Here is a 23,442-nt window from a genome sequence, read left to right as displayed (position 1 = left end):
ATGAACTCGTTCGCTGACTGGTAAGGGTAATATTATCAAATAATTAATTCCCCCTTGAAACACTGCAACAGTCAGGGGTTTCTGGGTAAAAAACCTTTTATTATGTCCCTCATATGGCCATAAGGAATCGGTGGAGAGTTATCAGGGATCCAGGTTAGTCGCTCATTAAGTTGCGGCAAATGTAGCAGAAAATCGAAGGAAACGTTAAAATTGGATACACAGGTTATTCACAGCGATGATCTGTACAAGACTACCCAAACTCCATGGCGATCGACCTTTGATTCATTCGGTTGCACCTATAAGGGCAACATCATTTTCAAAAGTGCTGCTTCGTCACAATCCGATAATATTATCTCCCCGTTATTGGTCAGCAACCTTTTGTAGTTGACCGACGTTATATTACCCAGACGGACGGCAACAGGTGCACCGGACGTCAACTGTTGCAGGGAGATACGTGCCGTTTACAGCCATTTGCTGGCAGGCCAGGGTGATGATGTGATTTGTACTTGCTATGAATCAATTGTTTAGCTTTCGCTGCTCCTCAACACAGTCCTTGTATCTTGTACCTTAATTAGTAACTTTGCGTCAAATATTTGCTTCATGCTCGATTCTATTGAAAGTGCGATAGAGGATATCAAAAACGGGAAAATGGTCATTGTGGTAGACGATGAAGACCGTGAGAATGAGGGTGATTTTGTGGCTGCTGCGAGAAATGTAACCCCCGAGGTCATCAATTTCATGAGCAAACATGGTCGCGGCCTGATCTGTGCACCGCTTCCCGAAGAGCGCTGCGAAGAACTGAAACTGGGCCTCATGGTCAACAACAATACCGCCCTGCACGAAACTGCCTTCACCGTCTCCATCGATTTGCTAGGCCACGGGTGCACCACCGGTATCTCGGCCCATGACCGGGCCAAAACCATTCAGGCACTCATCGATCCCAATACAAAACCCGAAGATCTTGGCCGTCCCGGCCATATTTTCCCGCTGCGCGCCAAGTCTGGTGGCGTATTGCGCCGTGCCGGACACACCGAAGCGACCATCGACCTGGCCCAATTGGCCGGATTTGAGCCTGCTGGTGTGCTCGTCGAGATCATGAATGAAGACGGCTCCATGGCACGCCTGCCCGAACTGCAGGAGATCGCCAAGAAATTTGACCTTAAGCTTATTTCTATAAAGGACCTGATCGAATATCGCCTCAAGCAAGACAGTCTTATCGAGGAAGTGGTACGGGTTGACATGCCTACCCAGTGGGGCCATTTTAAACTGGTCGCTTTTCGCGAAAAGCTGACCGGCGTGGAACACCTGGCCCTCATCAAGGGCGAATGGAAATCCGATGAACCCATCCTGGTGCGGGTGCACTCTTCCTGCTTTACCGGTGATATACTGGGTTCCATGCGCTGCGACTGTGGCGATCAGCTACACACGGCCATGGAAATGGTAGAAAAAGAGGGCAAAGGCGCTATTATCTATATGAATCAGGAGGGAAGAGGCATTGGATTGGTAAATAAGCTCAAAGCCTACAAACTACAGGAAAATGGCTACGATACCGTAGAGGCTAACCTGCACCTCGGTTTCCCGATGGATAAAAGAGATTATGGTATCGGCGCCCAGATCATGCGTGCCCTGGACATTACCAAGCTGCGCCTGATGAGTAACAACCCACGCAAACGGGCTGGCTTACTGGGTTATGGTTTGGAGATCGTAGAAGCCGTGCCCATCGAGATCTGTCCCAACCCGCACAACGAAAAATACCTGACTACCAAACGTGATAAGCTCGGTCATGAGATCCTGAAAAGATAGAGGAGCAGCTTGCGTCAACATACCCGGAGGTTACATCGAAAGATGTAGCCTCTTTTTGTTTATTTTTTGCCCACTGAGTCTTGTTGTGTACTATCGGCCTTTGCACTGGAGTCGCGTGCCGCCCTTTCTTCGCGGGCACGCTCTTCGGCTTTTTCCCGCCGTTTTCTTTCACTGCGGAAAATATCGCCCAGCCGGTCGAAGTCGTGGCGGTAACTGATACTGGCGCCAGACCGGTTTTGTCTGGCTCCCACACCCGTTGTGTAGTTGTAAGAATCCCGGTAGAAGAACGTGAGTACTACTTTACCATCTGCCCGCACTTTCCATTCTGCGGTGATATCTGGCAGGAATTGCAGGTTTTGCGTGGCAGCCACCTGTTGCGAACTCAAACCAAAGTCAAGAGCGCTACCGAAGGTAAAGGTCAGCCGCTCGTCGAGGAAGCTTTTACCGATGTTGAGGTTCACATTGGTTCGGTCGATATTCAACCCGCTGCGTCGTACATTGTCCAGTACATTTGTACCACTGTACATCTGCGCGTTGACGTTGACCTTGATGCTCTTATCATTGAATATCTTCTGGAAGATATTGGAGAACTGTTTGCTGAGTGTATTGGACAGCACCCCCGAAATGCTGTTGATCACCACCCCTTCGAAAGCGAGGTTGGCCAACGCGCCCTGGTTGTTGGAAGTAGAGAGCGGACCAAACCCGTTGAACACGATGAGGAAGGCCACCTGCTTGTTGAGCTCATTGGGATCATTCTGGATACGCTGGATGATGGCGAGCGCATCAGCATCGTTCTTCAGGGTGCTGTTTTGCGGCATCTCGATCTGGAAACTGATATCGGGCTGCATCAGTCTGTTCTTTAGGGTAGCCACCACGATCACCTCACCCCGGTATTTGCGTACGTTGTTGTTGATGCCGGAGTTGGCATCGCTGCCGGAGGCCAGCGAAAAGGCATCGAGTCCCAGGTCACTGAAACGAACATTCTCCGCGAGGTATTCTGCATCGATCTTGATCGTAGCGCCATAAGGATCACCTTGCCATTGTATATAGTTGCCGGTATTCTGGCGCAGGGTAAATGGTTTGCGCAGGAACGACTGGAAGTTGAAATTGTAATAACCACGGTCGATATCGTAACGGCCGTTGATGGTAAATTCGCCATCGGTGCGGGCCGTCAGTTTCAGGTTGCCATGACCTGTAGCTTCAATGATGTCCCCGGTGAGCTCATCGAGGATCACAAACATCTTGAGGTAGTTGTTGGCAGCCACGTCGAAGTTTATCCGCAGGTTTGTTTCCTGGAACGATTTGTCCTGCTTCATCTCGCGACCGTAAACCTTCCACACAATATTGCTGGTTTCGCCCGCCTGGCTCGATCCGCCCGAGCGGATGTACAGTTTGGAGCTGTCGGCAGGTTCTCCCTTGATGTCCATCTTCATATCCTCCAGCCGGTCTTTCAAAGTCATGTTGACTTTGGCAAACACCGTTCCGAAGAAAGGGTCTTTGCTGGTGCCATCGGTGGCCAGTACCAGCAGTTTATTGCTGGTGAGCGCAAAATCGAAGTCGAGATCATCAAATCCACGATGTTTCAGGATGCCGCGGCTGATAGTGCCGGTATTGCCAAACTCATCTTTGATCGCAAAGGAGCCGAAATTGATATGGTCGTCTTTGAACTCGAACGTGGCATTGGGAATCTTATACAACACATTCGTATAGTTGACCCGCATCTGGGCATTGCGTACCTGCACCTTACCCAGGTATTTGAGGTCGTTGGTAGGACCCGTTACCCGCAGCTGACCAGTTGCCAGGCCATCCATGTCTTTGAATACGCCCGACAGGTATTTTTCCAGCACATGCACCTTGGTGTCTTTGAAATTACCGGTCAGGTCTAGCGGTACGATTGAGTTGGTGCTGTCAAACAACTGGTAGTATCCCTTGACGTCGAAGATATAATCCTTGTTGTCGGAGAGAGCGGCAAAATTGATGGTGCCGCTGCGCTGACTATAATTGGCATTGAGCTGTACGCGACCCAGTGAGTCGTTGTCAAGCCTGAATTGATCGGCATCGCCATTCAGTTCTACGTGCATCTTGCCAAAGGGGTCCATGATGTCGATGTTCGCATTCAGCAACCCTTCAAAGCGGGTTGTTTGCGTGATGTAAGGCGAGAAGTCATGGATATTCACCTTCTTCATCTCCACCTTGATGTCATTGGTGTTGCCGATGTCTGAGGGGTGGGTCGTAACAATGATCTCCTGGTCGGCATTGTGAATGATGACGCCATCGGCGGTTACGAGCTGCTTACTCAACACGAGTTCCCCATTCTTGTCGATCACCCAGTTCTTGCCATTGATATCGAAGTTCGATTCGTTGAATACGATGCGTACGCCTTGCGGCATGGTTTGTACACGGGCCGCCAGGTTGGCAGAATTCAACGTCTGGCTCGCGCTGGTGTTGAGCCGGATATCAGAAATGTCATTGGCCGAGCGGATACTGATCGTCGAGCCGGGGAAGTGCAGGCTATCGTTGATGTATACATCGGCAATGGAATTCTCGAGCGACAGGCTGTCGAGGTCGCCCACCCCTTTCAGTGCTACATTGTAAAAGGCGATGTTGCGGTAGCCAAACTGGGGAACCTCCACGTTGAGGTCGAGCATGTTCTCTTTCGTATTGATGCGTCCGGTTACCGTACTGTAGTTAAACCCGCTGAGGTTCTTATCGAAGAAGTCGATGTACTCATCCACTTTCTTCGTCGTGAAGACGAAGCTGAAGTTTTCATCCGATTGGATGGTCTTGGCTTCGCCGATATAGCTGGGGTAGTATTTGTGCAGGAAGGTGCTGAAGGAAGAAGGCAGATCGCGGATCGAGAACTGACCAACCAGGGCAGCATCAAACTCATTGCTGAGCACGGTGATGACCTTGTTGGTACCCATGGTCTTCGATTCTACATTGAGCGAGTCGAAGGAAATGCGCTTGCCTTTTTTAAGGATCGAGGCTTCGTACACGCGGGCGGTACCGAGGAAGTTGTCGATGTTGTTGCCGCTGAAGTTAAAGCGGAACTTACCAGTTACCTCTACACTGTCCTTCAGTAGTTTGATGTTCCGGAGGTCGGCGCGGGTGATGTTGGCGTCGAAGTTGAACTCTGGTACGGCCTTACCCAGGTCGACCAACCCATTAAGCTGGAATTGCAGGTTGGGATCGTCGGCTGTGAGCTCCCCGTTAAACAGGCGTTTGGCGACGGTTCCTTTTACTTTGATATCGCGGTAGGTATAGCCACGTACTTCCAGCGCTTTGATATCCCCGTCGATCTGGGCGTTGAGTACATTCGCCTGCATACCGATGCCGTATACACCACCGGCAAAACTGATCTTGCCGATCTGGTCTACGTCTACAAAAGTACCCAGGTGAAAGCTATCGGTACGCAGTTTGCCCGAGTAGGAAGGAGCACCCCGTTCGGGAAATTTCATATTGAGGTCACTGACGATGGTGCCCAGGTTGGTACGGATGGAACCATAGGTCACGAAGTCGTTGATGAAGCCGGTAAAGTTGCCGCGGAATTGCAGAAAAGCCAGTTTGTCAATACGCGGTTGTTGCACATCTTTCAACTGTGGTACGATGACCACCGCATCGGAATAGGTCGTGCGGAAATCATTGGCGACAAAGTCGATGAAGGTATTGTTGATCGACGGCAGTCCGCGAATGCTGATATCCCCGTTGAGGTAGGTATTCTTCCCGGCTTCGATGATCAGTTTGCGGGCGGTCAGGTTTTCGACGGGGCCTTTGATCTTACCACTCAGGCGAATCTTCTTTTTCCAATCGCGCATGGCGGGTGCAAAGAAGGCAATATCGTCGCTGTCGAGATCGGCATCGTTGAAGTCGGCTTCCATCCGCACCTTCGTCACAAAATCGCTCATATCCTCGATGGAATTGTAGCGCATGGCGAAGAAGTTGTGCAGGTGACTGCGGTTGGTTTCCAGGTCAAGCTGGTGAAATTCCATGCCCTCCGGGTGGAATTTGAGATTGGCGTTTAGCTTCTTGACCAGTAAGCCACCACGTTCCTTCGTCGAAAGGCGCATGGAGGTCTTGATCGAATCCTGCCGGAATACAATATTGCTGAAGGTGGCGTTGATGTCGGCGAACTTGATATGGTTTTCGTCGAACCAGGTGGCCAGCGGTTCATCGCTTTCCCGGTCGCTGCGGAAAATGCCTTTTACCATTTTCATTTCCTTCACAGCAATGTCCCATTTGCCGGGATTCCAGCGCAGGTTATTAGGATCGTTGATGTATACGGTATCGATATCCCTGGGCCGCAGGGAGTCGGGGCGGTTGCCCTTGTAATTGGAGATTGTGTACACCGGCTGGTCGATGTTGATCTGGTTGATGCGGATGGTGCGTTCCTGCAGGTCCAGTTTGTCGGCGTCGAGCCGCAGGCTACCCAGTTGCAGGTGCATGTCCTCACCGCGCCAGGCATCCCGTTGTAGCAGGGCGACATTGTCAAACTCCACTTTTTTCAGATCAAGATTGAGGCTGCTTTTTTTAGTCAGCGTATCGCGGGTGCCACCGCCGAAATAGTCGGCAATAAAGCGGTAGTTCCAGACGGCATCTTTCCGTTGCAGGTGAATGACGGCATCCTGCAGCCCGATGTATTTGAGTTCGATCTGGTCTTTGAAGAAGAACCAGTCGGTGATATTCACTTTTACCGCACCGGCATACAGCAGCGTATCCTTTTGCCGGTCTTCTACCAGCATCCCTTCCAGCGTCATTTTATTGAACAGGGCGAAATCGACATGCTTGATCTGTACAGTGGTATTGAGGTCTTTGGAGAGGCGTTTCGTTACCTGGTGTACGAGCCAGTTTTGTACGGGAGTAGTTTGGATAGCCATCCATGCCAGGAGGATCAGGGCGATCAGCACCAGCAGCACGGTCCGGGATATTTTCCAAAACTTTCTCAGGAAGCTATGTATTCGGGTGTAAAAGTAGGTATTCCCTGTTGCTGAGCAAATTCAGTACCAACGAATTGAAATGTTTTGATAAATAATGGGATTAAGACGTCATTAACGGCACGCGCCCAACCGAAGCAGGCCAGGCGGGCGTACAAGGGTGGTTGATGCCGTACTGATCAAGGTCGCTGGGTAGCGTCAGCGGCGATTGAAACGAGTAGCTTCCCGTCATGGGAAAATTATGGCTTACTGGGTAGGGCATTCGCCGGATCCTTGATGCCTTCGCCTGCATTGTAGGCGGCCGATTGGCCCGGTTCTATGGAGAGGCTTTGCCAGCCGTTGTCTTTGATCATCCGGCCGATGTACACGATCTGCCCTAGATGGTAAGGATAGTGTGACAGCTGGCGCTGAATGGCGTCGATGACGATCAGCGGTTCGTGGCGAATGGTGATGGTCTTGAGCAGATCGGCTTCGGTCAGCGCTTCCAGAGCGCCCAGCAAACAGGCCCAGCCTGCTTCCCATTGGTCCATCAGTTCCGCTTTGGTAAAAGGGTGAACACCAAATTCCGCGTCCCGTTGCCGCCATTCTTTTTCTCCGTCTTCGGTGAGGAAGTTGGTCCAGCGGCTCAGCATGTTGCCGTGCAGGTGTTGAATGATGATGGCAATACTGTTGGAGGCCGCATTGGGCTGTACGAGAAAGGCTGCATCATCGAGTTGGGAAAAGGTGCGGTCGCCCAGCGTTTTGTAATAACGCAGGCGCTTGATGGTGCTGGATAAGAAAACGGATCCTACGGTATCGCTCATGGTGGCAAGATTTGGTACAAAAATAAACAACAACGGCGAGTGCTGTTACCAACACCCGCCGTTGCACTAGGGAGATCCGCTCCGGGGCCCGGGAAAGCCAGGCCAGGAGCCAGGATTAAAGGTCTATTAAGGTTGCTTCACTACCTGTTGAAAGCTACCTTTTAGTAGCCCGCCGCATGGTCGTCACCACGCTTATCGCCCACGGCTTCGAAGCTGCCATCTGCTTTGATCAGGATCACTTCCGTACGGCCAATGGCATTGCGAACGGTAATCTTATACCCCATCTTCTGCAGGGATTCCCGTACATCCTGGGGGAAATCCTTCTCTACCGCCACTTCATCGGGCAGCCACTGGTGGTGGAATTTGGGCTTGTTGACGGCATCGTCGGCATTCATGCCAAATTCCAGGATATTGACCAGGGTCTGGAATACAGACGTGGTGATCGTGGTGCCCCCGGGCGTACCGGCGACGATATAGGGTTTGCCATCTTTCAGCACGATGGTCGGCGTCATGGAACTCAACATGCGTTTGCCGGGTACAATGGCGTTGGCGTCGCCGCCCACAGCGCCATACATATTGGGTACGCCGGGTTTTACGCTGAAGTCATCCATCTCATTGTTGAGCAAAAAGCCAGCGCCGCCTACCACGGTCTTGCTGCCATAACCGCCATTGAGCGTGGTGGTTACCGACACAGCGTTGCCGGCATTGTCATATACACTCAGGTGGGTGGTCTCCTCACTTTCGGGCAGCACACCAGCCTGTACATCGCGGCTGGTACCGGCTTTATTGGGGTCGTAATCTTTCATGCGTTCTTTCACATAGGCATCGCTGGTGAGCCTGGCTACCGGCACTTTGAAAAAGTCGACATCCCCCAACCATTTAGCCCGGTCGGCATAGGCCCGGCGTTCTACCTCCGTCATCAACTGAACCGACTGGGCGGTCTGAAAACCATAACTTTTGATGGGCTTGTCTTCGATCATTTTCATCATCTGTGGCAACAGAATGCCGCCACTGCTGGGCAGGGGCATGGTCACCACGGTATAGCCCTTATAGTTAAATACGGAAGGTTGCCGTTCTTTGGCGGTATAGGCTTTCAGGTCTTCATAACTGATGATGCCTTTGCCGCGCTCCATTTCTGCTACGATGAGCCTGGCCGTCTCGCCTTCGTAAAAACCAGCCTGCCCCTTGTCGCGGATGCGTTTCAGGGTATTGGCCAGGTCGGTCTGCACCAGCGTGTCGCCGGCTTTCCAGGGAGTTGCTTTCACAAAAGCAGGCGTTACTGTATTATACTTGATAAACGATTCGCGGCTGCGGTTGAGTGCCGACGCTTCGTCCTGCGTGATCACATAACCTTTTTCTGCCAGGTCGATAGCAGGCTGTATCAGTTTCTTAAAGGGCAGTTTGCCGTATTTCGCCGACGCAAACAAGCCGGCCACCGTACCGGGAATACCGGCAGCGAGATGGCCATTGAGGCTGAGCGACGTGATGGCATTACCGTCTTTGTCGAGGTACATGTCGCGGTGGGCTTTCGCCGGTGCCTTCTCCCGGTAGTCGAGGGTTACCTGCTGTCCACTGGCCAGGTGGGCTACCAGGAATCCACCGCCACCGAGGTTGCCGGCTTCCGGATACACTACGGCCAGCGCAAGTTGTGTGGTAATGGCTGCATCGATGGCATTGCCGCCCTGGCGGATGATGCCGAGACCAGCTTCACTGGCGAGGGGATGGGCCGATACGACGGCCGCTTTCGTGCCGGTTACTTTCTTCTGAACCGAATACTGATAGGGATTGAGTTGGGGACTACCGGTCACCGCACGATGCCCTGAACAGGCATAGAGTGACAGGGAGGCGATCAGCAATACGTAAGCGTTTCTTTTCATCATAAGTCTGTTTGGGTTGGGACTACTAAAAGCAACAAAGCTAAGTGAATATTTGAAGGAAGGAGGACCGTTCAACCGAATAAGACCATGGGGGCCGCGTGGATTAAAATATTTTAAGACTTGAAAAAGTTGAGTATATTCACCACGTCGACCTGGCAGCGAAGAACCCCTACACCAGTATCCTTCCACATCACCCTTGCAGGGGCTCCTGTCACCATCTATTATTACAGATCCAATACAGTATAAACTTGTTTCAGCCATAACATCGATCAGTCACATGAGGTTTGCCTCAGGGGCATCCCGCACAATTTGGGGATGCCTTTTTGTTTTTTCTTCCTTATTTTCATGGTTTATACCGACGTATGATGAAGAAAACCCTGGCCTTATGGCTCCTCGTGCTGGTTGCCTCCCTGGCCCATGCACAGATCAAATCGCCCGAACAATTCCTTGGTTACAAACTCGGCGCCCGTTACACCCCACACTTCAATGTGGTCAATTATTTCAAAGACATCGCGGCGGCGGCACCCAATATGGTGAAGCTGGAAGAATATGGCCGCACCAATGAAGGCAGGCCCCTGCTACTGGCGGCCATCGCCCTGCCTGAAAACCTGTCCAGGCTGGAGCAGATACGGCAAAACAACCTGCGGCTGGCAGGTTTCCTTAAAGACAATACAGCCGGTTCCGAACAAACGCCCGCCATCGTATGGCTCAGCTACAATGTGCACGGCAATGAAACTTCTTCCTCAGAAGCAGCCATGCTCACGATCTATGAGCTGGTGAATCCCAATAATGCAAAGACCAAAGAGTGGTTGAAAAATACGGTGGTGCTCATCGACCCTTGTATCAACCCGGACGGTCGTGATCGCTATGTAAACTGGTTCAACAGCGTAGTTGGATCGCAGCCCAACCCGCAGCCTTTTTCCCGCGAGCACAGCGAGCCCTGGCCGGGCGGACGCTCCAACCACTACTATTTTGACCTCAACCGCGACTGGGCCTGGCAAACGCAGGTAGAAACACGCCAGCGCCTGGCGAAATACAATCAGTGGCTACCACAGATCCATGTCGACTACCACGAGCAGGGATACAATAACCCGTATTATTTTGCCCCGGCCGCTGAACCTTTTCACGAAGTGATCACTCCCTGGCAACGTGAGTTTCAGGTAGCCATCGGTCGCAACAATGCCAAATACTTTGACCAGAACGGTTGGCTCTTCTTCACCAAAGAGCGTTTCGATCTTTTTTATCCCAGCTATGGCGATACCTATCCCATCTATAAAGGGGCTATTGGTATGACCTACGAGCAGGGCGGCCATAGCCGTGGCGGCGCTGCCGTGATCAACAATGATGGCGATACACTTACCCTCTGGGATCGTTTATACCATCATTTCACCACCGGCATGGCGACCATCGAGGTCAGTTCACAAAATGCCGGCAAACTGGTGCAGGAGTTTAAAAAGTATTACGATAAAGCGAAGACTACACCGCCGGGCGAATTCAAAGCCTATGTGATCAAAGCAGATGAAGGCGATCGTTTGGTGCGTCTGCGTCAACTGCTCGACCGCAACGCCATCGAATGGAGCTTTGTGAAAGCAGGTTCCCTGTCGGGCTACAACTATTTCACCGGCAAGCAGGAAAATTTCAAAACCGCGCAGGCTGATATCGTCATCAACGCCAATCAGCCCAATGGCAACCTGGTCGACGTGTTGTTTGAAAAAGCTTCCAAGCTGACCGATTCCAACACCTACGATATTACCGCCTGGTCCATGCCATTTGTATATGGCTTACAAACCTATGGCCTCAATACTTTCGTGACCAATACCACCAAAGATCAACCGGCAGCGCCTGCGGTACTGGGCGGCATCAGTCATGCCTATGCCATCCGTTGGAATGGCGTCAGCAGCGCCCACTTTCTGACCGAACTGCTGAAGCAAAAAGTGAAAGTGCGTTTTGCTGAACAGCCTTTTATGGCCAACGGACAGGAGTTTGACAAAGGAACCTTGCTCGTACTGCGTACCAGTAACCAGCAATCGGCAGATAAACTACACCAACTCGTGCGGGAAGCGGCAGATAGCGCCCATGTGCAGGCATTCGGCCTGGGATCGGGGTTTGTAGACAAAGGCTTCGATTTCGGTTCAGACAAAGTGCACATGCTGCATGCACCCAAAGTGACACTGGTGGCAGGAGAGGGTGTTTCTTCACTCGGTATGGGAGAGATCTGGCATTTCCTCGACAAAGAACTGGGGTACCCCGTCAATGTCGTATGGTCGAATGAAGTGAATGGAAATGTGCTCAAGAATTCCGATGTACTGATCCTGCCTGATGGTAACTACCGTTTCCTGAGCGACAAGAATATGAATGAGAACCTGAAAGACTGGGTCAATAACGGCGGTAAGATCATTGCGGTTGAAAACGCGGTGGCCCAGCTGGCACGGGCCGAGTGGGGCATTAAAGTAAAGGAAGACAAGAAGGATGATAAAAAAGACGATAAGAAGGATGATTATACCATGCTGAAGCGCTACGAGAACAGGGAGCGTGATTACCTGCCTGGTTTCAATCCGGGTTCCATCTTCAAGGTAGAGCTCGACAACTCGCATCCATTGGCATTTGGTTATGACAACTTCTACTATACGCTCAAACAGGATGACAACCTCTATGAGTTCTTCAAAGACGGCAGCTGGAATGTGGGCGTTGTGCGCAAAGACAACCAGGTAGCCGGATTTGTTGGTTCAAAACTGAAGGAAAAGCTGAAAGATGGCGTCCTATTTGGCGTACAGGAACAAGGCAGGGGGACTGTAGTCTACCTCGCCGACAATCCGCTGTTCAGGAACTTCTGGGAAAATGGCAAATTACTGTTCTGTAATGCGCTGTTCCTGGTAGGTCAATAAAGAGATAGCCATTTCAAATCGTTAAAATTGGACCAGCGGGGCAGTAACCTGCCCCGCTTTTACTTATTTTGCCCATGATGAGTATTTTTTACGCGAAACGTACATTGTATTCCTTATTGCTCTTGCTCCAGGTGTCGACGCTCACCGCGCAAACACCGGCTACTTATTCCTCCGCGGATATTTACCTGCAGATCAGGAAACTGAAAGTGCTGGGGTCAGTATTATATATTGCCGCGCATCCCGATGACGAAAATACCAGGCTGCTCGCCTGGCTGGCCAAAGACCGTTTGTACCGGACTGGTTACCTGTCATTGACAAGAGGCGATGGCGGGCAAAACCTGATAGGTGACGAGCAAGGCATCGACCTTGGTCTCATCCGTACACAAGAGCTGCTGGCAGCCCGCCGCATCGATGGTGCCGAACAGTTCTTCAGCCGCGCCTTCGACTTCGGTTTCAGCAAAAGCACCGACGAAGCCCTGGCCACCTGGGGTAAAGACAAGATATTGTCGGACGTCGTATGGGTGATCCGCAAGTTTCAACCCGATATCATCATTACCCGCTTTCCGCCCGATGCAAGGGCAGGGCATGGCCACCACTCCGGATCGGCCGTGCTGGCACACGAAGCCTTCAAGGCCGCTGCCGATCCCAATATGTTTCCCGAACAGTTGAAGCTGGGCGTAAAGCCCTGGAAGGCGAAACGCATTATGTGGAATACCTTCAACTTCGGAGGCAACAACACGACTTCCAATGATCAGCTTAAAATAGATGTAGGCGCCTACAACCCGGTGTTGGGTAAAGGGTATGGCGAGATTGCTGCCGAAAGCAGAAGCCAGCACAAGAGCCAGGGCTTTGGCGTACCAGCCAGCCGCGGCGTTGCTTTCGAGTTCTTTACACCGGTAGATGGAGAGGCCGCAAAAGCCGATATCATGGATGACATCAATGCCGGATGGTCGCGCGTGGACAATGCGGCTGCCATCGATGCAAAGATTGACGTTGTGCTCAACAATTTTTCACTCGCACAACCTGCCCGTTCCGTACCCGCGTTGGTAGACCTTTATAAAACCATCAGCGCACTACCCGACAGCTACTGGCGCTCACAGAAATTACAAGAGGTACAGCAACTGGTAGAGCGCTGCAGCGGATTGTTTCTCGAAGCCACAGCCGCTACCGAGTTTGTGGTACAGGGTGATTCCATGCGGGTGAATGTAGCGGTCAACAACCGCACAGGCGTCAGCACACAGTTGAACAAACTGACCCTGGAGACTTTCGATTCTACCTTCAACAAAGCGCTTGCTGTCAATACCAACCTGTCGTTCTCCAAGAACTATTATATCCTCGCCAATAAACTGGTGACACAGCCCTATTGGCTTCAGCAAAAAATGACCGAAGGATCTTTTACCGTCAACGACCAGTTACTGATCGGCCGGCCGGAAAGCATCCCTTCTTACCAGGTGAGCTTCGAGGTGACGATCGAAGGCGTTCCCTTCACATTTGTAAAACCTGTACAGTATAAGTTTACAGATCCCGTAAAAGGAGAGTTGTACAGGCCGCTGGTAGTAGTACCCCCTGCTACCGTGACGACAGACCCGGGTATTGTGATCTTCCGCAAAAATGAAAAAGCGTCACAAGCCGTCACGTTGCGGGTAATGGCCAACAAGACCTTCGATCACTATACTGCCAAAGTTTCCAAACGCCTGAAATACGACAACTCCACCATCGCCGATACGAACTTCAGCCTGGTGCGTGGACTCAATAAACCTTACTACTTTACCATCAACAATGGAATGCTGAAGGGCCTTGACCAGGACAATGTGCAAGCCTTTGTGGAGCTGAAGAATGGAAAAGAAGAGCAGCCTGCCTGGCTCAATATGACGAGTATCAGTTATGATCATATTCCCCCCATTCACTATTTCTACCAGGATGCTGTGAAGGTGCTCAACATCGATCTTAAAACCGTCGGCAAGCGTATCGGTTATATTGAAGGGGCGGGCGACAAGGTTCCCGCTGCGCTGGAAGAAATGGGGTACGAGGTGGTGATCCTGAAAGAGAAAGATATCGTACCAGGGGTGTTGAAGCAACTGGATGCGGTGATCACCGGCGTACGGGCATACAACGTGCACGATTTCCTGTTTGCCAAATACGATATACTGATGGAGTACGTGCAACAGGGCGGTAACCTGATCGTGCAGTACAACACCAATAACCTGATCAGTACGGTGAAGAGCAAGATCGGGCCCTATCCGTTCACCGTATCACGCAACCGGATCACGGACGAAAAAGCCAAGGTTAGTTTCCTGGCGCCAGCGCATCCGGTGTTGAACTATCCCAACAAGATCACCGAAAAAGATTTTGATGGTTGGATACAGGAGCGTGGTATTTATTTTCCGGAGAACCTCGACTCGGCCTACAAGCCGATCCTGGCGATGGCCGATCCGGGCGAGCAACCCTTGAACAACAGCCTCATTGTGGCGGATTTTGGCAAGGGAAAGTTTGTCTATACCGGCCTGGTTTTCTTCCGGGAGTTGCCGGCTGGTATACCCGGAGCGTACCGCCTGTTGGCCAATATCATAGCATTGAATAAAAAGAAAGGATTTTAAATGAGTGCACCGTCGAGAGCGAAGGGACAGATTGCGTTGGTGGTCGCCATCCTGGTGGGATTGATCATCGGAAAGCTGATTAAGAAAGCCACGGTAGGTATTGCCATAGGAGCCATCATCGGATTGATGGTACTCATGATACTTTCTAAGAAAAAACGTTAACGATTGCCGGATAATATGTCTGTACAAGAAGAAGAAAAGGTGCCCGTATTCGGGAAGTGGAACCGGTGGTACTGGTTCGTGGTCGTATTATTGGTCTTGCAGATCGTATTGTTCTATTTGTTTACCAAACATTTCGCATGAATTTTTCCCGGTTAGACTGGATCGTATTGGTAGCGACCCTGCTGTGCATCATCTTGTACGGCGTGTACAGAAGCCGCTCTTCGAAAACAGTAGAAGGGTACTTCTTAAGCAACCGGCAAATGCCCTGGTGGATGGTGATGCTGAGCATCATGGGAACGCAAGCCAGTGCGGTGACTTTCCTCACGGCGCCGGGCCAGGCCTATACCGACGGGATGCGGTTCGTGCAATATTATTTTGGGTTGCCGCTGGCGATGGTGGTCGTGTGTATTGCCTTCGTGCCCATTTTCCGCCGGCTTAAAGTATACACCGCGTACGAATACCTCGAACAGCGGTTTGATGTGAAGACACGCATGATCACTTCGTTGTTGTTCATGTTGTCGCGTAGCCTAAGTACCGGTATCTCCATCATTGCACCAGCCCTCGTGTTGCACAGTATGCTGGGCTGGAATATAACAGTTACCAACCTTTTCATGGGTGGCCTGCTGTTGATCTACACCACGAGTGGTGGGTCAAGGGCAGTGGCGTATACACAGCAGCTACAGTTCATTGTCATCTATGCGGCGATGTTTGCAGCCGGTTGGTGGGCGATCAGTGCATTGCCTGATGGGGTAGGTATTAGTGAAGCACTGCACATCAGTGGTAAATCGGGCAAAATGAATGTGATCACTACTGGGTTTAGCGAAAAAGGCTTTGACTGGAAGGATCGCTTCAATATCCTGAGTGGAGTGATCGGTGGCTTCTTTTTGACCCTGAGCTATTTCGGTACCGATCAAAGCCAGGTAGGGCGTTACCTTACTGCGCGTTCTGACAAGGAGAGCAAACTAGGTCTGTTGCTGAATGGGGTGGTGAAGGTGCCTTTGCAATTCGGCATACTCCTGATCGGCATATTCATTTTCTCTTATTATCAGTTCAATAAGGCGCCGGCTTATTTCAACCTGGCGGAAGTAGAGAATACACGTCACAGCGCCTACAAAAATCTATATGCGGAGGCGGAGCAACAATACCAGCAATTGCAGGAGCAGAAAACGGCGGTGATCAGCGGACTGGCAACGGCTTTGAAGGCCAACGACGAAACGGCCATCGATCGTTACCGCGAGCAGTTGGACCTGCATGAAAAAGCAGCGCAGCACCAACGTGATTCTGTGAAGTCGATCATCAAACTGGCCAATCCTGGTAGCGATGGCAACGATACCAATTATATCTTCATGCGGTTTGTAGGTGATACGTTACCCAATGGATTGGTAGGGTTGGTCATTGCGGTGTTGTTCCTGGCAGCCTGGGGGAGTATAGCTCCGGCGCTCAATGCGCTGGCTTCCTGTACCATGATGGATTTTCATAGAAAGCTGTCGCGCCAGCCGATGACGCCTTTGCTGGAGTACAAATGGTCCAAACGGTATACGGTACTATGGGGTATCGTGTGTATCATCATGGCGCAGTTTGCCTATAACCTGGGTAATAGCCTGATAGAAGCGGTGAATATCCTGGGCTCACTTTTCTATGGTCCCATTCTCGGTATCTTCCTCGTGGCTTTTTGGATGAAGCGGGTAGGGGGAAATGCGGTGTTCATAGCGGCCGCGCTGGCGGAAGTGGTAGTGTTGACGGTTCACTTCTCGAAGATCGTTTCTTTCCTCTGGCTGAATGTGATCGGTGCAGCGGCCGTCGTACTTTTTGCCTTATTGGTACAGCCATTTTGCCCGCGACGGGAAACGGCATCACCAAAATCATAAGTTTGGTTAGAACAAAAGGCATATGTTTCCTATCTTACCCGAACAAAGCCCTCTTATGCTCTTAAAAGTGCTGCGCAAAGCGCTGGCCGTAGTCCTCATGCTGGTGATATTCACCAAATACGATCAAAAAATGCTGTTGGAATACGTGACGTCCAATGCCTATTTACAAGTGATCCTGGGCGCAATCATTTTTGTGGTTGCCTGGGAGTTGGGCAAGAGCAGATCAAGCGCAGACCTTTCTCCCTACGTCTATCGCTTCCTGGTCCGTGTATTCGGTGATCCCAAACAACGAACAGGTAAGCCCCGCTAATTGAATACCTGGCGAATCACACTTTCTCCGCCACAATAAACAGTTCGCTCCCCGCCCTCGGCGGAATAGAGTTGTTGCAGGGAGCCAATACTTTCAATTGGAAGTTTTCTTTAAACAGCTGTTCATACTCAGCGCGGTGACCACCAAAGGGTGGGCCACCTTCAAAGTCCCGGTCAAACAGTACACCTGCCAGCCGCCCGCCTGGCTTTAGTAAACGGTGCACCTGGTGCACATAATCCTCGCGACGCACCGGGGGCAAGGCGCAGAAAAAAGTTTGTTCCAGTATGATATCGTATTGCCCAACCGTCGTAAAAAAGTCGCTCGTGATGATAGAAAGTGTTTTGCCGACCCATTCCCGCAATTTCTCTTCCAGCCTGGCAGTCAGCACAGGCGAAATATCGATGGCCGTTACGTTGGTAAAACCTTGTTGCAACAGGTAGGCTACTTCATAACCATTGCCGCAGCCAGGCACCAGAATGGCTGCATTTTTATCGGTCAGTTGATCGATGTAGGTTTTCAGCGGGGTGGAAGGGTAACCAATGTCCCAGGCCGTCTGCCGGCTATTGTACAGGTTGTCCCAGTATTCGTGGCTCGCAGTTTCGTCGTTCATCTACTAAATGTACGCATTGTTGCTGGTTGAAAGCGGCAATCAGCGGGAGAACGAACCCCGGGAATTTCAATAAAAAGGCCCCCGTTCCCACGGAGGCCAACCTTTAACATAAAACATCCATAATCAAACGTTGTGAACGGGCGGGCTACCTGGGTAGCCCATGGCAAACAGCCGTTCTGCCGGTATAGCACCAGTTAAACTATATTTTCAAGATATTTGTATCCCGATCCGGTATTCAGCAGCAGAATTTTCTCCTCATGGCCAATAAGCCCCTGGCTCAGCAACTCCCGTAAGGCGACCAGCAAAGCACCGCCTTCCGGCGCGATCAGCAGGCCTTCCAGCCGGGCGATCACTTTCACCGCATCGATCATGTCTGCATCGGGCACTGCAATCGGAAGACCCTGTGAATCCCGTAACACCTGTAGGATCATCCGTTCTGCAAAAGGATTGGGCACCGCCAGCCCATTGGCAATAGAGGGCCGGCCCACATAATTACGGCAATTGGGTTGAGCGCCATGCCAGGTATGAACGATGGGCTGACAGGTGGCTGCCTGCACCGCGATCATCCTGGGCCGATGGCTGCCGACCCACCCCATACGCTCCATCTCGTCAAAGGCTTTCCACATACCGATCAATCCCGTACCGCCGCCGGTGGGGTAGAGGATCACATCGGGCAGTTCCCAATTCAATTGTTCGGCAATCTCATACCCCATGGTCTTCTTGCCCTCGAGGCGCCACGGTTCTTTCAGCGTCGATATATCAAAGCAATCGATGGTTTGCTTCAGCTCAGCTACCTTCTTCGCACAATCGCTGATCAACCCGTCTACCAGCACCAGGTCGGCTCCATACAAACGGCATTCGTCTTTAAACACTTGCGGCGTATGACGTGGCATCACGACGATCGCTTTCATACCTGCTGCAGCACAGTAGGCTGCCAGGGCACCGCCGGCATTACCGGCCGTAGGTACAATACAGGTATGCGCACCAGCTTCTTTGGCTTTCGATACGGCAGCACTCAACCCGCGTGCTTTGAAGGAGCCCGTAGGATTACCGGATTCATCTTTGATCAGCAAGCCGGGCAATGCATATTTAGCCCGAAGGTGATGAGGTGTCAGGATTGGTGTCATGCCCTCACCAAGACTTACAATATTGACAGGGTCCCTCACCGGCAACACTTCGCGGTAACGCCACATCGTGGCCTCGCGGCCACGAAGCATTTGCTTGCTGAAACTGTTGGGAAGGTCGTATTGTGCAACGAGTGGTTGGTTACAACAAGGTGCAAACGTGTGCACTTCAAAGCTACTATACTGTTGGCCGCACTGTGAGCAGGCGAGGTGTGATAGTGACGTGAATTGTTGTGCTGTTTGCATTGGTACCGGGTTTAGACAGTACAAATGTATTCCACACCAGCTATGGCGGTGATACCGATTGCTTATACGCTATAACCAAAAGTTATGACCTTTCAATCGGTAGCCGGGGTTGTAGGTTGTAAGCTTGTTCAGACCTCTTGTATGATCATTTGTGTTTGTGCTCTCCGCGGCCCGCGGTTTTGTTGTAGTGGGCAGTGGCCAGTTTGATGAACTGCTGGTTGATGCGATCGGCTTCGGAGCCACGCCTTTGTACAAAGTAGAAGGGACGTTGAATGGAGATGCCGGGAATGTTAAGACGAACCAGTTCGCCATTCTTCAATTGTTTGGCTACCGATCGCAGCGGCAGAAAACCAAGACAGGTATCATCCAGTAAAAAGTTTTTCAACGCTTCTGTACCTCCCAGTACGATGCGTCGCTTGATATCGCCGATACTGAGCCGGCATTTCTGCAGCGCTTCTGTGACGGCCGACAGCGTGCCCGAACCACGTTCCCGCAAGGCTACCGGGATATTCTTCAATTCTTCGGGTTGTATCAGTTTCCTTTTGGCCAGCGTACTGCGGGCACTGCATACCGGGATCACCTCATCGGTGAGAAAGTATTGGTATTTGACCGTATTGATATTATTCTTACCCTGGGTGATGGCCAGGTCGATCTCATGATCGAGCAATGCTTTGAGTATACTCTCCGAATTCCTGTTCACCAGCGTAAGGTCGATGTTGGGGTATTGCTGGTGAAAAGCCGAAAATACCGGAGGGATCACGTACAGTGAGATGGTCGTACTGGTGCCCAGCGTCAGCGACCCTTTGGCAATATGCAGGTCCGTTTGCCGCGTGATGTCGAACTCCAGCTGGCGTTGTAACTCCCGGCCTTGCACGACGTAGGTAAACAGGATCTTCCCTTCGGCAGTCAGCGACACGGAATTGCCCTTGCGCTCGAAAAGGCTCACCTTGTATTGCTTTTCCAGTGTCTGGATATGCTTGGTGATGGCCGGCTGGCTAATGAACAATACCTCGGCGGCCTTCGAAAAGCTGAGTTGGTTGGCCACTTCGTAAAAAACCAGGTGTCCGAAGTTGAGCATGGTGCGATCGGTTGATGGCAACCAAGTTACAGCAGTTCAGGGCAAATAAAAAGCGTTCCGTGGTATGCGGAACGCCTTTACGTGTATTTTAATCTCCTTATTCGTGGATGGCGATGATGGGGACATGGCTATGATAAGCCAGCTTCTTGGTATGGCTGGTCTTGAACAGGCCACTGATAAAGCTATCCTTTTTTGGGATGATGATCACCAGGTCGATGTTCTTGTCTTGCGTATACTGGCTGATCGCATCATAGAAATCATATTGGCGGATAAAGAAGAATTCGGGTTTGTATTCTTCCAGCATGCTGCCGAGAATATCGACCTCTGCTTTGTATTCGTCGGTCACGGCTACATAATGCTCCGCATCGACATTCACCACATGCAGGGTAGGCTTGAAGATATCGAGCACGGAACGGATCGCTGCCACAGGAGTAGTTGTCGCTACATCCTTCAGGTCACTGGCCAGTACCACGTTCTTAATTTGCTTAAAGCTGGCATCGGGCGGCACGATCAGTACCGGAACGATCGCCGTATTCACCATATCGAGTGTGTTGCTGCCGATAAAGATCTGTTCCAGGCGGGTGGCACCGGTAATACCCATGATCACCATATCGATGTCGTAATGCCGTACATAGCGTTCCATGGTCTCTACCAGCGAAGAGCCATACTCCAGTACGGTTTCGATCTTCGTAGCGCCGGCAAAGGGAGCAATTTCGTCTCTCAATTGTGCCAGGGCAGCACCAAGAATGAGGGCCCGGTCACCATCGGTTTCCACGAGGGGGGTACCATCGCTGCCAGCCGCAATCTTATCAGACACATTGTAGAGAATGATCTTCGCATCCAGCACACCGGCTACAGCCTGGGCGGCATATTTGGCTGCATTTTTAGAAGTATCGGAAAAGTCAGTGGGGACGAGAAATTTTTTCATGTGTGCGCTAGTTTTTTTGAAAGATACGGCAATACGACCAATCGAACAGCCGGAATAAAAGGAAAAGTTTTATTGTGCCGCCCCTTGCCAGCGGAGCTATTTTAATCTGCGTCAATCGATTGCCCTTGCATGGAGCTGCCTCTACTATATCGTTTCTGCAATAATTGCCCTATTTTAGCCACCTAATCGAGTCGTATAAACACTGCAATATGAAAAAGGGTTCTCTGTTAATCATTAGTTCCATGATGGCATTATCCATGTATGCACAGGAGGTGGCGCCCATTGCGATCATTCCTGAGCCGGTATCGCTGGAGAAGCGGGATGGCAAATTCCTCTTCACGGCACAAACCCGTATCGAAGCGGCCGACCGCAACCCCGATGTTCAACGTGTAGCCAGTTTCTTCGCCAGCCAGGTCAGGAAAGCCACCGGCTATCAGGCTGCCATACAATCTGCTACCGCTGCTACCCGCACCAACGTCGTCAGTTTCGTATTGAATAAGGGGGTAGAAGCCGAGCTGGGTACTGAAGGCTATCGCCTGGAAGTGGCACCCACCCAGGTGGTGGTAAAAGCCAACCACCCCGCCGGATTGTTCTATGGTATGCAATCCTTGCTGCAACTGTTTCCCAAGGAAATTGAAAGCAACACCGCCATAGCCCGCAAAAGCTGGGCACTGCCCGCTGTACGCATTACCGACCAGCCACGATTTGGCTGGAGAGGATTGATGTTCGACGTATCGCGTCACTTCTTTACCAAAGACCAGGTGAAGCAATTCATCGACGATATGGTGAAGTACAAATACAACCTGCTGCACCTGCATCTCACCGATGACCAGGGATGGCGTATCGAGATCAAGAGCCTGCCCAAACTGACCGAGGTAGGGGCCTGGCGTCCGGAGAAGACCGGCACCTTCGGTACCTTCTCGGCACCCACTGCCGACGAGCCTAAAACATACGGGGGCTTCTATACCCATGAAGACATCCGTGAACTCGTGAAATATGCGGCCGACAGGTTTGTCAACATCCTGCCCGAGATCGATATTCCCGGCCATAGCATGGCAGCCGTTGCTGCTTATCCGGAACTATCACCCACCCCTGGTACCTATCGGGTGAGTGCCGGTGACAAGTTTATGCAGTGGAATGGCAATGGTACTTTCTATGCCCTCGTCGACAATACCCTGAACCCCGCCAGCGAACAGGTATACAGCTTCATGGACAAAGTATTTACCGAAGTAGCGCAACTGTTTCCCTTTGGTTATATCCACATGGGTGGCGACGAATGCGCCAAGAACTTCTGGGAGCAAAGCGATGCCATCAAACAACTGATGCAGAAAGAGAACCTGAAAGACATGCACGAAGTACAGAGCTATTTCGTGAAGCGCATCGGCAAGATCATCGAATCCAAAGGCAAAAAGATGATGGGCTGGGATGAGATACTGGAAGGTGGCCTGGCACCCGGCGCTGCCGTCATGAGCTGGCGCGGTATCAAAGGTGGCAAGGAAGCTGCTGCTGCCGGGCACGAGGTGGTAATGAGCCCCAACAGCAACGTATACATCGATCTCATGCAGGGAGATCCTGCCATCGAGCCGCCGGTATACAGTACTGTATTGCTCAAGAGCTCTTACAATTTCGAACCGGTTCCCGAGGGCGTCAATCCAAAAATGATCAAGGGCGGACAGGCAAATCTCTGGACCGAGCAGATCTACAATACCCGCCATCAACAGTACATGACCTGGCCCCGCGCTTTTGCCGTGTCAGAATCCGTTTGGTCGCCCAAAGACAAAAAGGACTGGAACAAATTCATTGCTAAAGTAGAACAGCATTTCGAGCGGTATGACGTGGCAGAAAAGAAATATGCCACCAGTATGTACGAGCCATTGATCAGTGCCTCCTGGGCCGCCGACAGTACGGTAAAAGTTACCCTGAACGCACAGATCGAAGGAGTCGATTTCCACTATAGCTTCGATAATTCCTTTCCGGATAACTTTTATCCCCAATACAAGGGCGCACTGAGCATGCCCAAAGATGCCGCTACCCTGCGGGTCGTCACCTACAAAGGCAAAATGCCAGTAGGTCGTACGGTCACCATCACTGCAACGGAATTGAAGAACCGCGCCAACAAAAACAAGAAATAGGCACTGACCTGCCAGATAAAGAAAAAGGGAAACATCTTGCGATGCTTCCCTTTTTTGTTTTTACATGGCTGATGCGGTTCGGGCGGTT

General features: G+C 51.3%; 15 protein-coding genes. 8 read left to right on the top strand and 7 right to left on the bottom strand.

Annotated elements, in window-relative coordinates; genetic code table 11:
• Window positions 1–600: 600 nt before the first annotated feature.
• Window positions 601–1,803, top strand: a complete 1,203-nt coding sequence (locus P2W70_RS25845) for a bifunctional 3,4-dihydroxy-2-butanone-4-phosphate synthase/GTP cyclohydrolase II (protein ID WP_276484447.1) — start codon at window positions 601–603, stop codon at window positions 1,801–1,803.
• A 59-nt stretch (window positions 1,804–1,862) separates the two neighbouring features.
• Here the strand turns inward: P2W70_RS25845 and P2W70_RS25840 are convergent, their stop codons facing one another.
• The 3 genes from P2W70_RS25840 to ggt all read right to left on the bottom strand — a co-directional run bounded on the left by P2W70_RS25840 (window position 1,863) and on the right by ggt (window position 9,417).
• A complete protein-coding gene (locus P2W70_RS25840) occupies window positions 1,863–6,716 on the bottom strand; it encodes a translocation/assembly module TamB domain-containing protein (protein ID WP_276484446.1) in 4,854 nt (1,617 codons plus the stop codon).
• Window positions 6,717–6,973: 257 nt separating this feature from the next.
• Window positions 6,974–7,537 (bottom strand): DUF1572 family protein, encoded by a 564-nt coding sequence (locus tag P2W70_RS25835; protein WP_276484445.1) that lies wholly within the window; start codon window positions 7,535–7,537, stop codon window positions 6,974–6,976.
• Window positions 7,538–7,698: 161 nt separating this feature from the next.
• Complete coding sequence (gene ggt / locus P2W70_RS25830; RefSeq protein ID WP_276484444.1) at window positions 7,699–9,417, bottom strand: gamma-glutamyltransferase; 1,719 nt, start codon at window positions 9,415–9,417, stop codon at window positions 7,699–7,701.
• 359 nt (window positions 9,418–9,776) lie between these two features.
• Between ggt and P2W70_RS25825 the strand changes: the two genes are divergently transcribed.
• From P2W70_RS25825 to P2W70_RS25800, 6 genes are all read left to right on the top strand, one after another.
• Window positions 9,777–12,299 (top strand): M14 metallopeptidase family protein, encoded by a 2,523-nt coding sequence (locus P2W70_RS25825; RefSeq protein ID WP_276484443.1) that lies wholly within the window; start codon window positions 9,777–9,779, stop codon window positions 12,297–12,299.
• A gap of 74 nt (window positions 12,300–12,373) precedes the next feature.
• Window positions 12,374–14,896 carry a PIG-L family deacetylase gene (locus P2W70_RS25820; RefSeq protein WP_276484442.1) on the top strand — a complete coding sequence of 841 codons (2,523 nt, stop codon included), beginning with the start codon at window positions 12,374–12,376 and terminating at the stop codon, window positions 14,894–14,896.
• Window positions 14,897–15,058, top strand: coding sequence for a hypothetical protein (locus tag P2W70_RS25815; RefSeq protein ID WP_276484441.1), 162 nt, complete (start codon window positions 14,897–14,899; stop codon window positions 15,056–15,058).
• Window positions 15,059–15,073: 15 nt separating this feature from the next.
• A complete protein-coding gene (locus P2W70_RS25810; protein WP_276484440.1) occupies window positions 15,074–15,199 on the top strand; it encodes a hypothetical protein in 126 nt (41 codons plus the stop codon).
• The gene (locus tag P2W70_RS25805; protein WP_276484439.1) at window positions 15,196–16,926 is read left to right on the top strand and encodes a sodium:solute symporter family protein; all 1,731 of its coding nucleotides are present in this window, start codon (window positions 15,196–15,198) and stop codon (window positions 16,924–16,926) included. The genes P2W70_RS25810 and P2W70_RS25805 overlap by 4 nt, the downstream gene beginning before the upstream one ends.
• 55 nt (window positions 16,927–16,981) lie before the next feature.
• The gene (locus P2W70_RS25800) at window positions 16,982–17,236 is read left to right on the top strand and encodes a hypothetical protein (RefSeq protein ID WP_276484438.1); all 255 of its coding nucleotides are present in this window, start codon (window positions 16,982–16,984) and stop codon (window positions 17,234–17,236) included.
• A 16-nt stretch (window positions 17,237–17,252) separates the two neighbouring features.
• On the opposite strand, the gene P2W70_RS25795 is transcribed toward P2W70_RS25800, so the two are convergent.
• The 4 genes from P2W70_RS25795 to P2W70_RS25780 all read right to left on the bottom strand — a co-directional run bounded on the left by P2W70_RS25795 (window position 17,253) and on the right by P2W70_RS25780 (window position 21,222).
• Entirely contained in the window at window positions 17,253–17,846 is a 594-nt protein-coding gene (locus P2W70_RS25795) for a methyltransferase (protein WP_276484437.1), read from the bottom strand.
• Window positions 17,847–18,040: 194 nt separating this feature from the next.
• Window positions 18,041–19,216, bottom strand: coding sequence for a threonine synthase (locus P2W70_RS25790; protein WP_276484436.1), 1,176 nt, complete (start codon window positions 19,214–19,216; stop codon window positions 18,041–18,043).
• 145 nt (window positions 19,217–19,361) lie between these two features.
• Window positions 19,362–20,294 (bottom strand): LysR substrate-binding domain-containing protein, encoded by a 933-nt coding sequence (locus P2W70_RS25785; protein ID WP_276484435.1) that lies wholly within the window; start codon window positions 20,292–20,294, stop codon window positions 19,362–19,364.
• 97 nt (window positions 20,295–20,391) lie between these two features.
• Complete coding sequence (locus P2W70_RS25780) at window positions 20,392–21,222, bottom strand: universal stress protein (protein WP_276484434.1); 831 nt, start codon at window positions 21,220–21,222, stop codon at window positions 20,392–20,394.
• A 242-nt stretch (window positions 21,223–21,464) separates the two neighbouring features.
• On the opposite strand from P2W70_RS25780, the gene P2W70_RS25775 reads away from it, so the two are divergent.
• Window positions 21,465–23,354: a beta-N-acetylhexosaminidase gene (locus P2W70_RS25775; RefSeq protein WP_276484433.1), complete on the top strand. Its 1,890-nt coding sequence runs from the start codon at window positions 21,465–21,467 to the stop codon at window positions 23,352–23,354.
• Window positions 23,355–23,442 lie beyond the last annotated feature (88 nt).

The organism is Paraflavitalea pollutisoli (genome assembly GCF_029360705.1).
Classification (GTDB): domain Bacteria; phylum Bacteroidota; class Bacteroidia; order Chitinophagales; family Chitinophagaceae; genus Paraflavitalea; species Paraflavitalea pollutisoli.
This window is presented reverse-complemented; position numbering and strand designations above follow the sequence as displayed.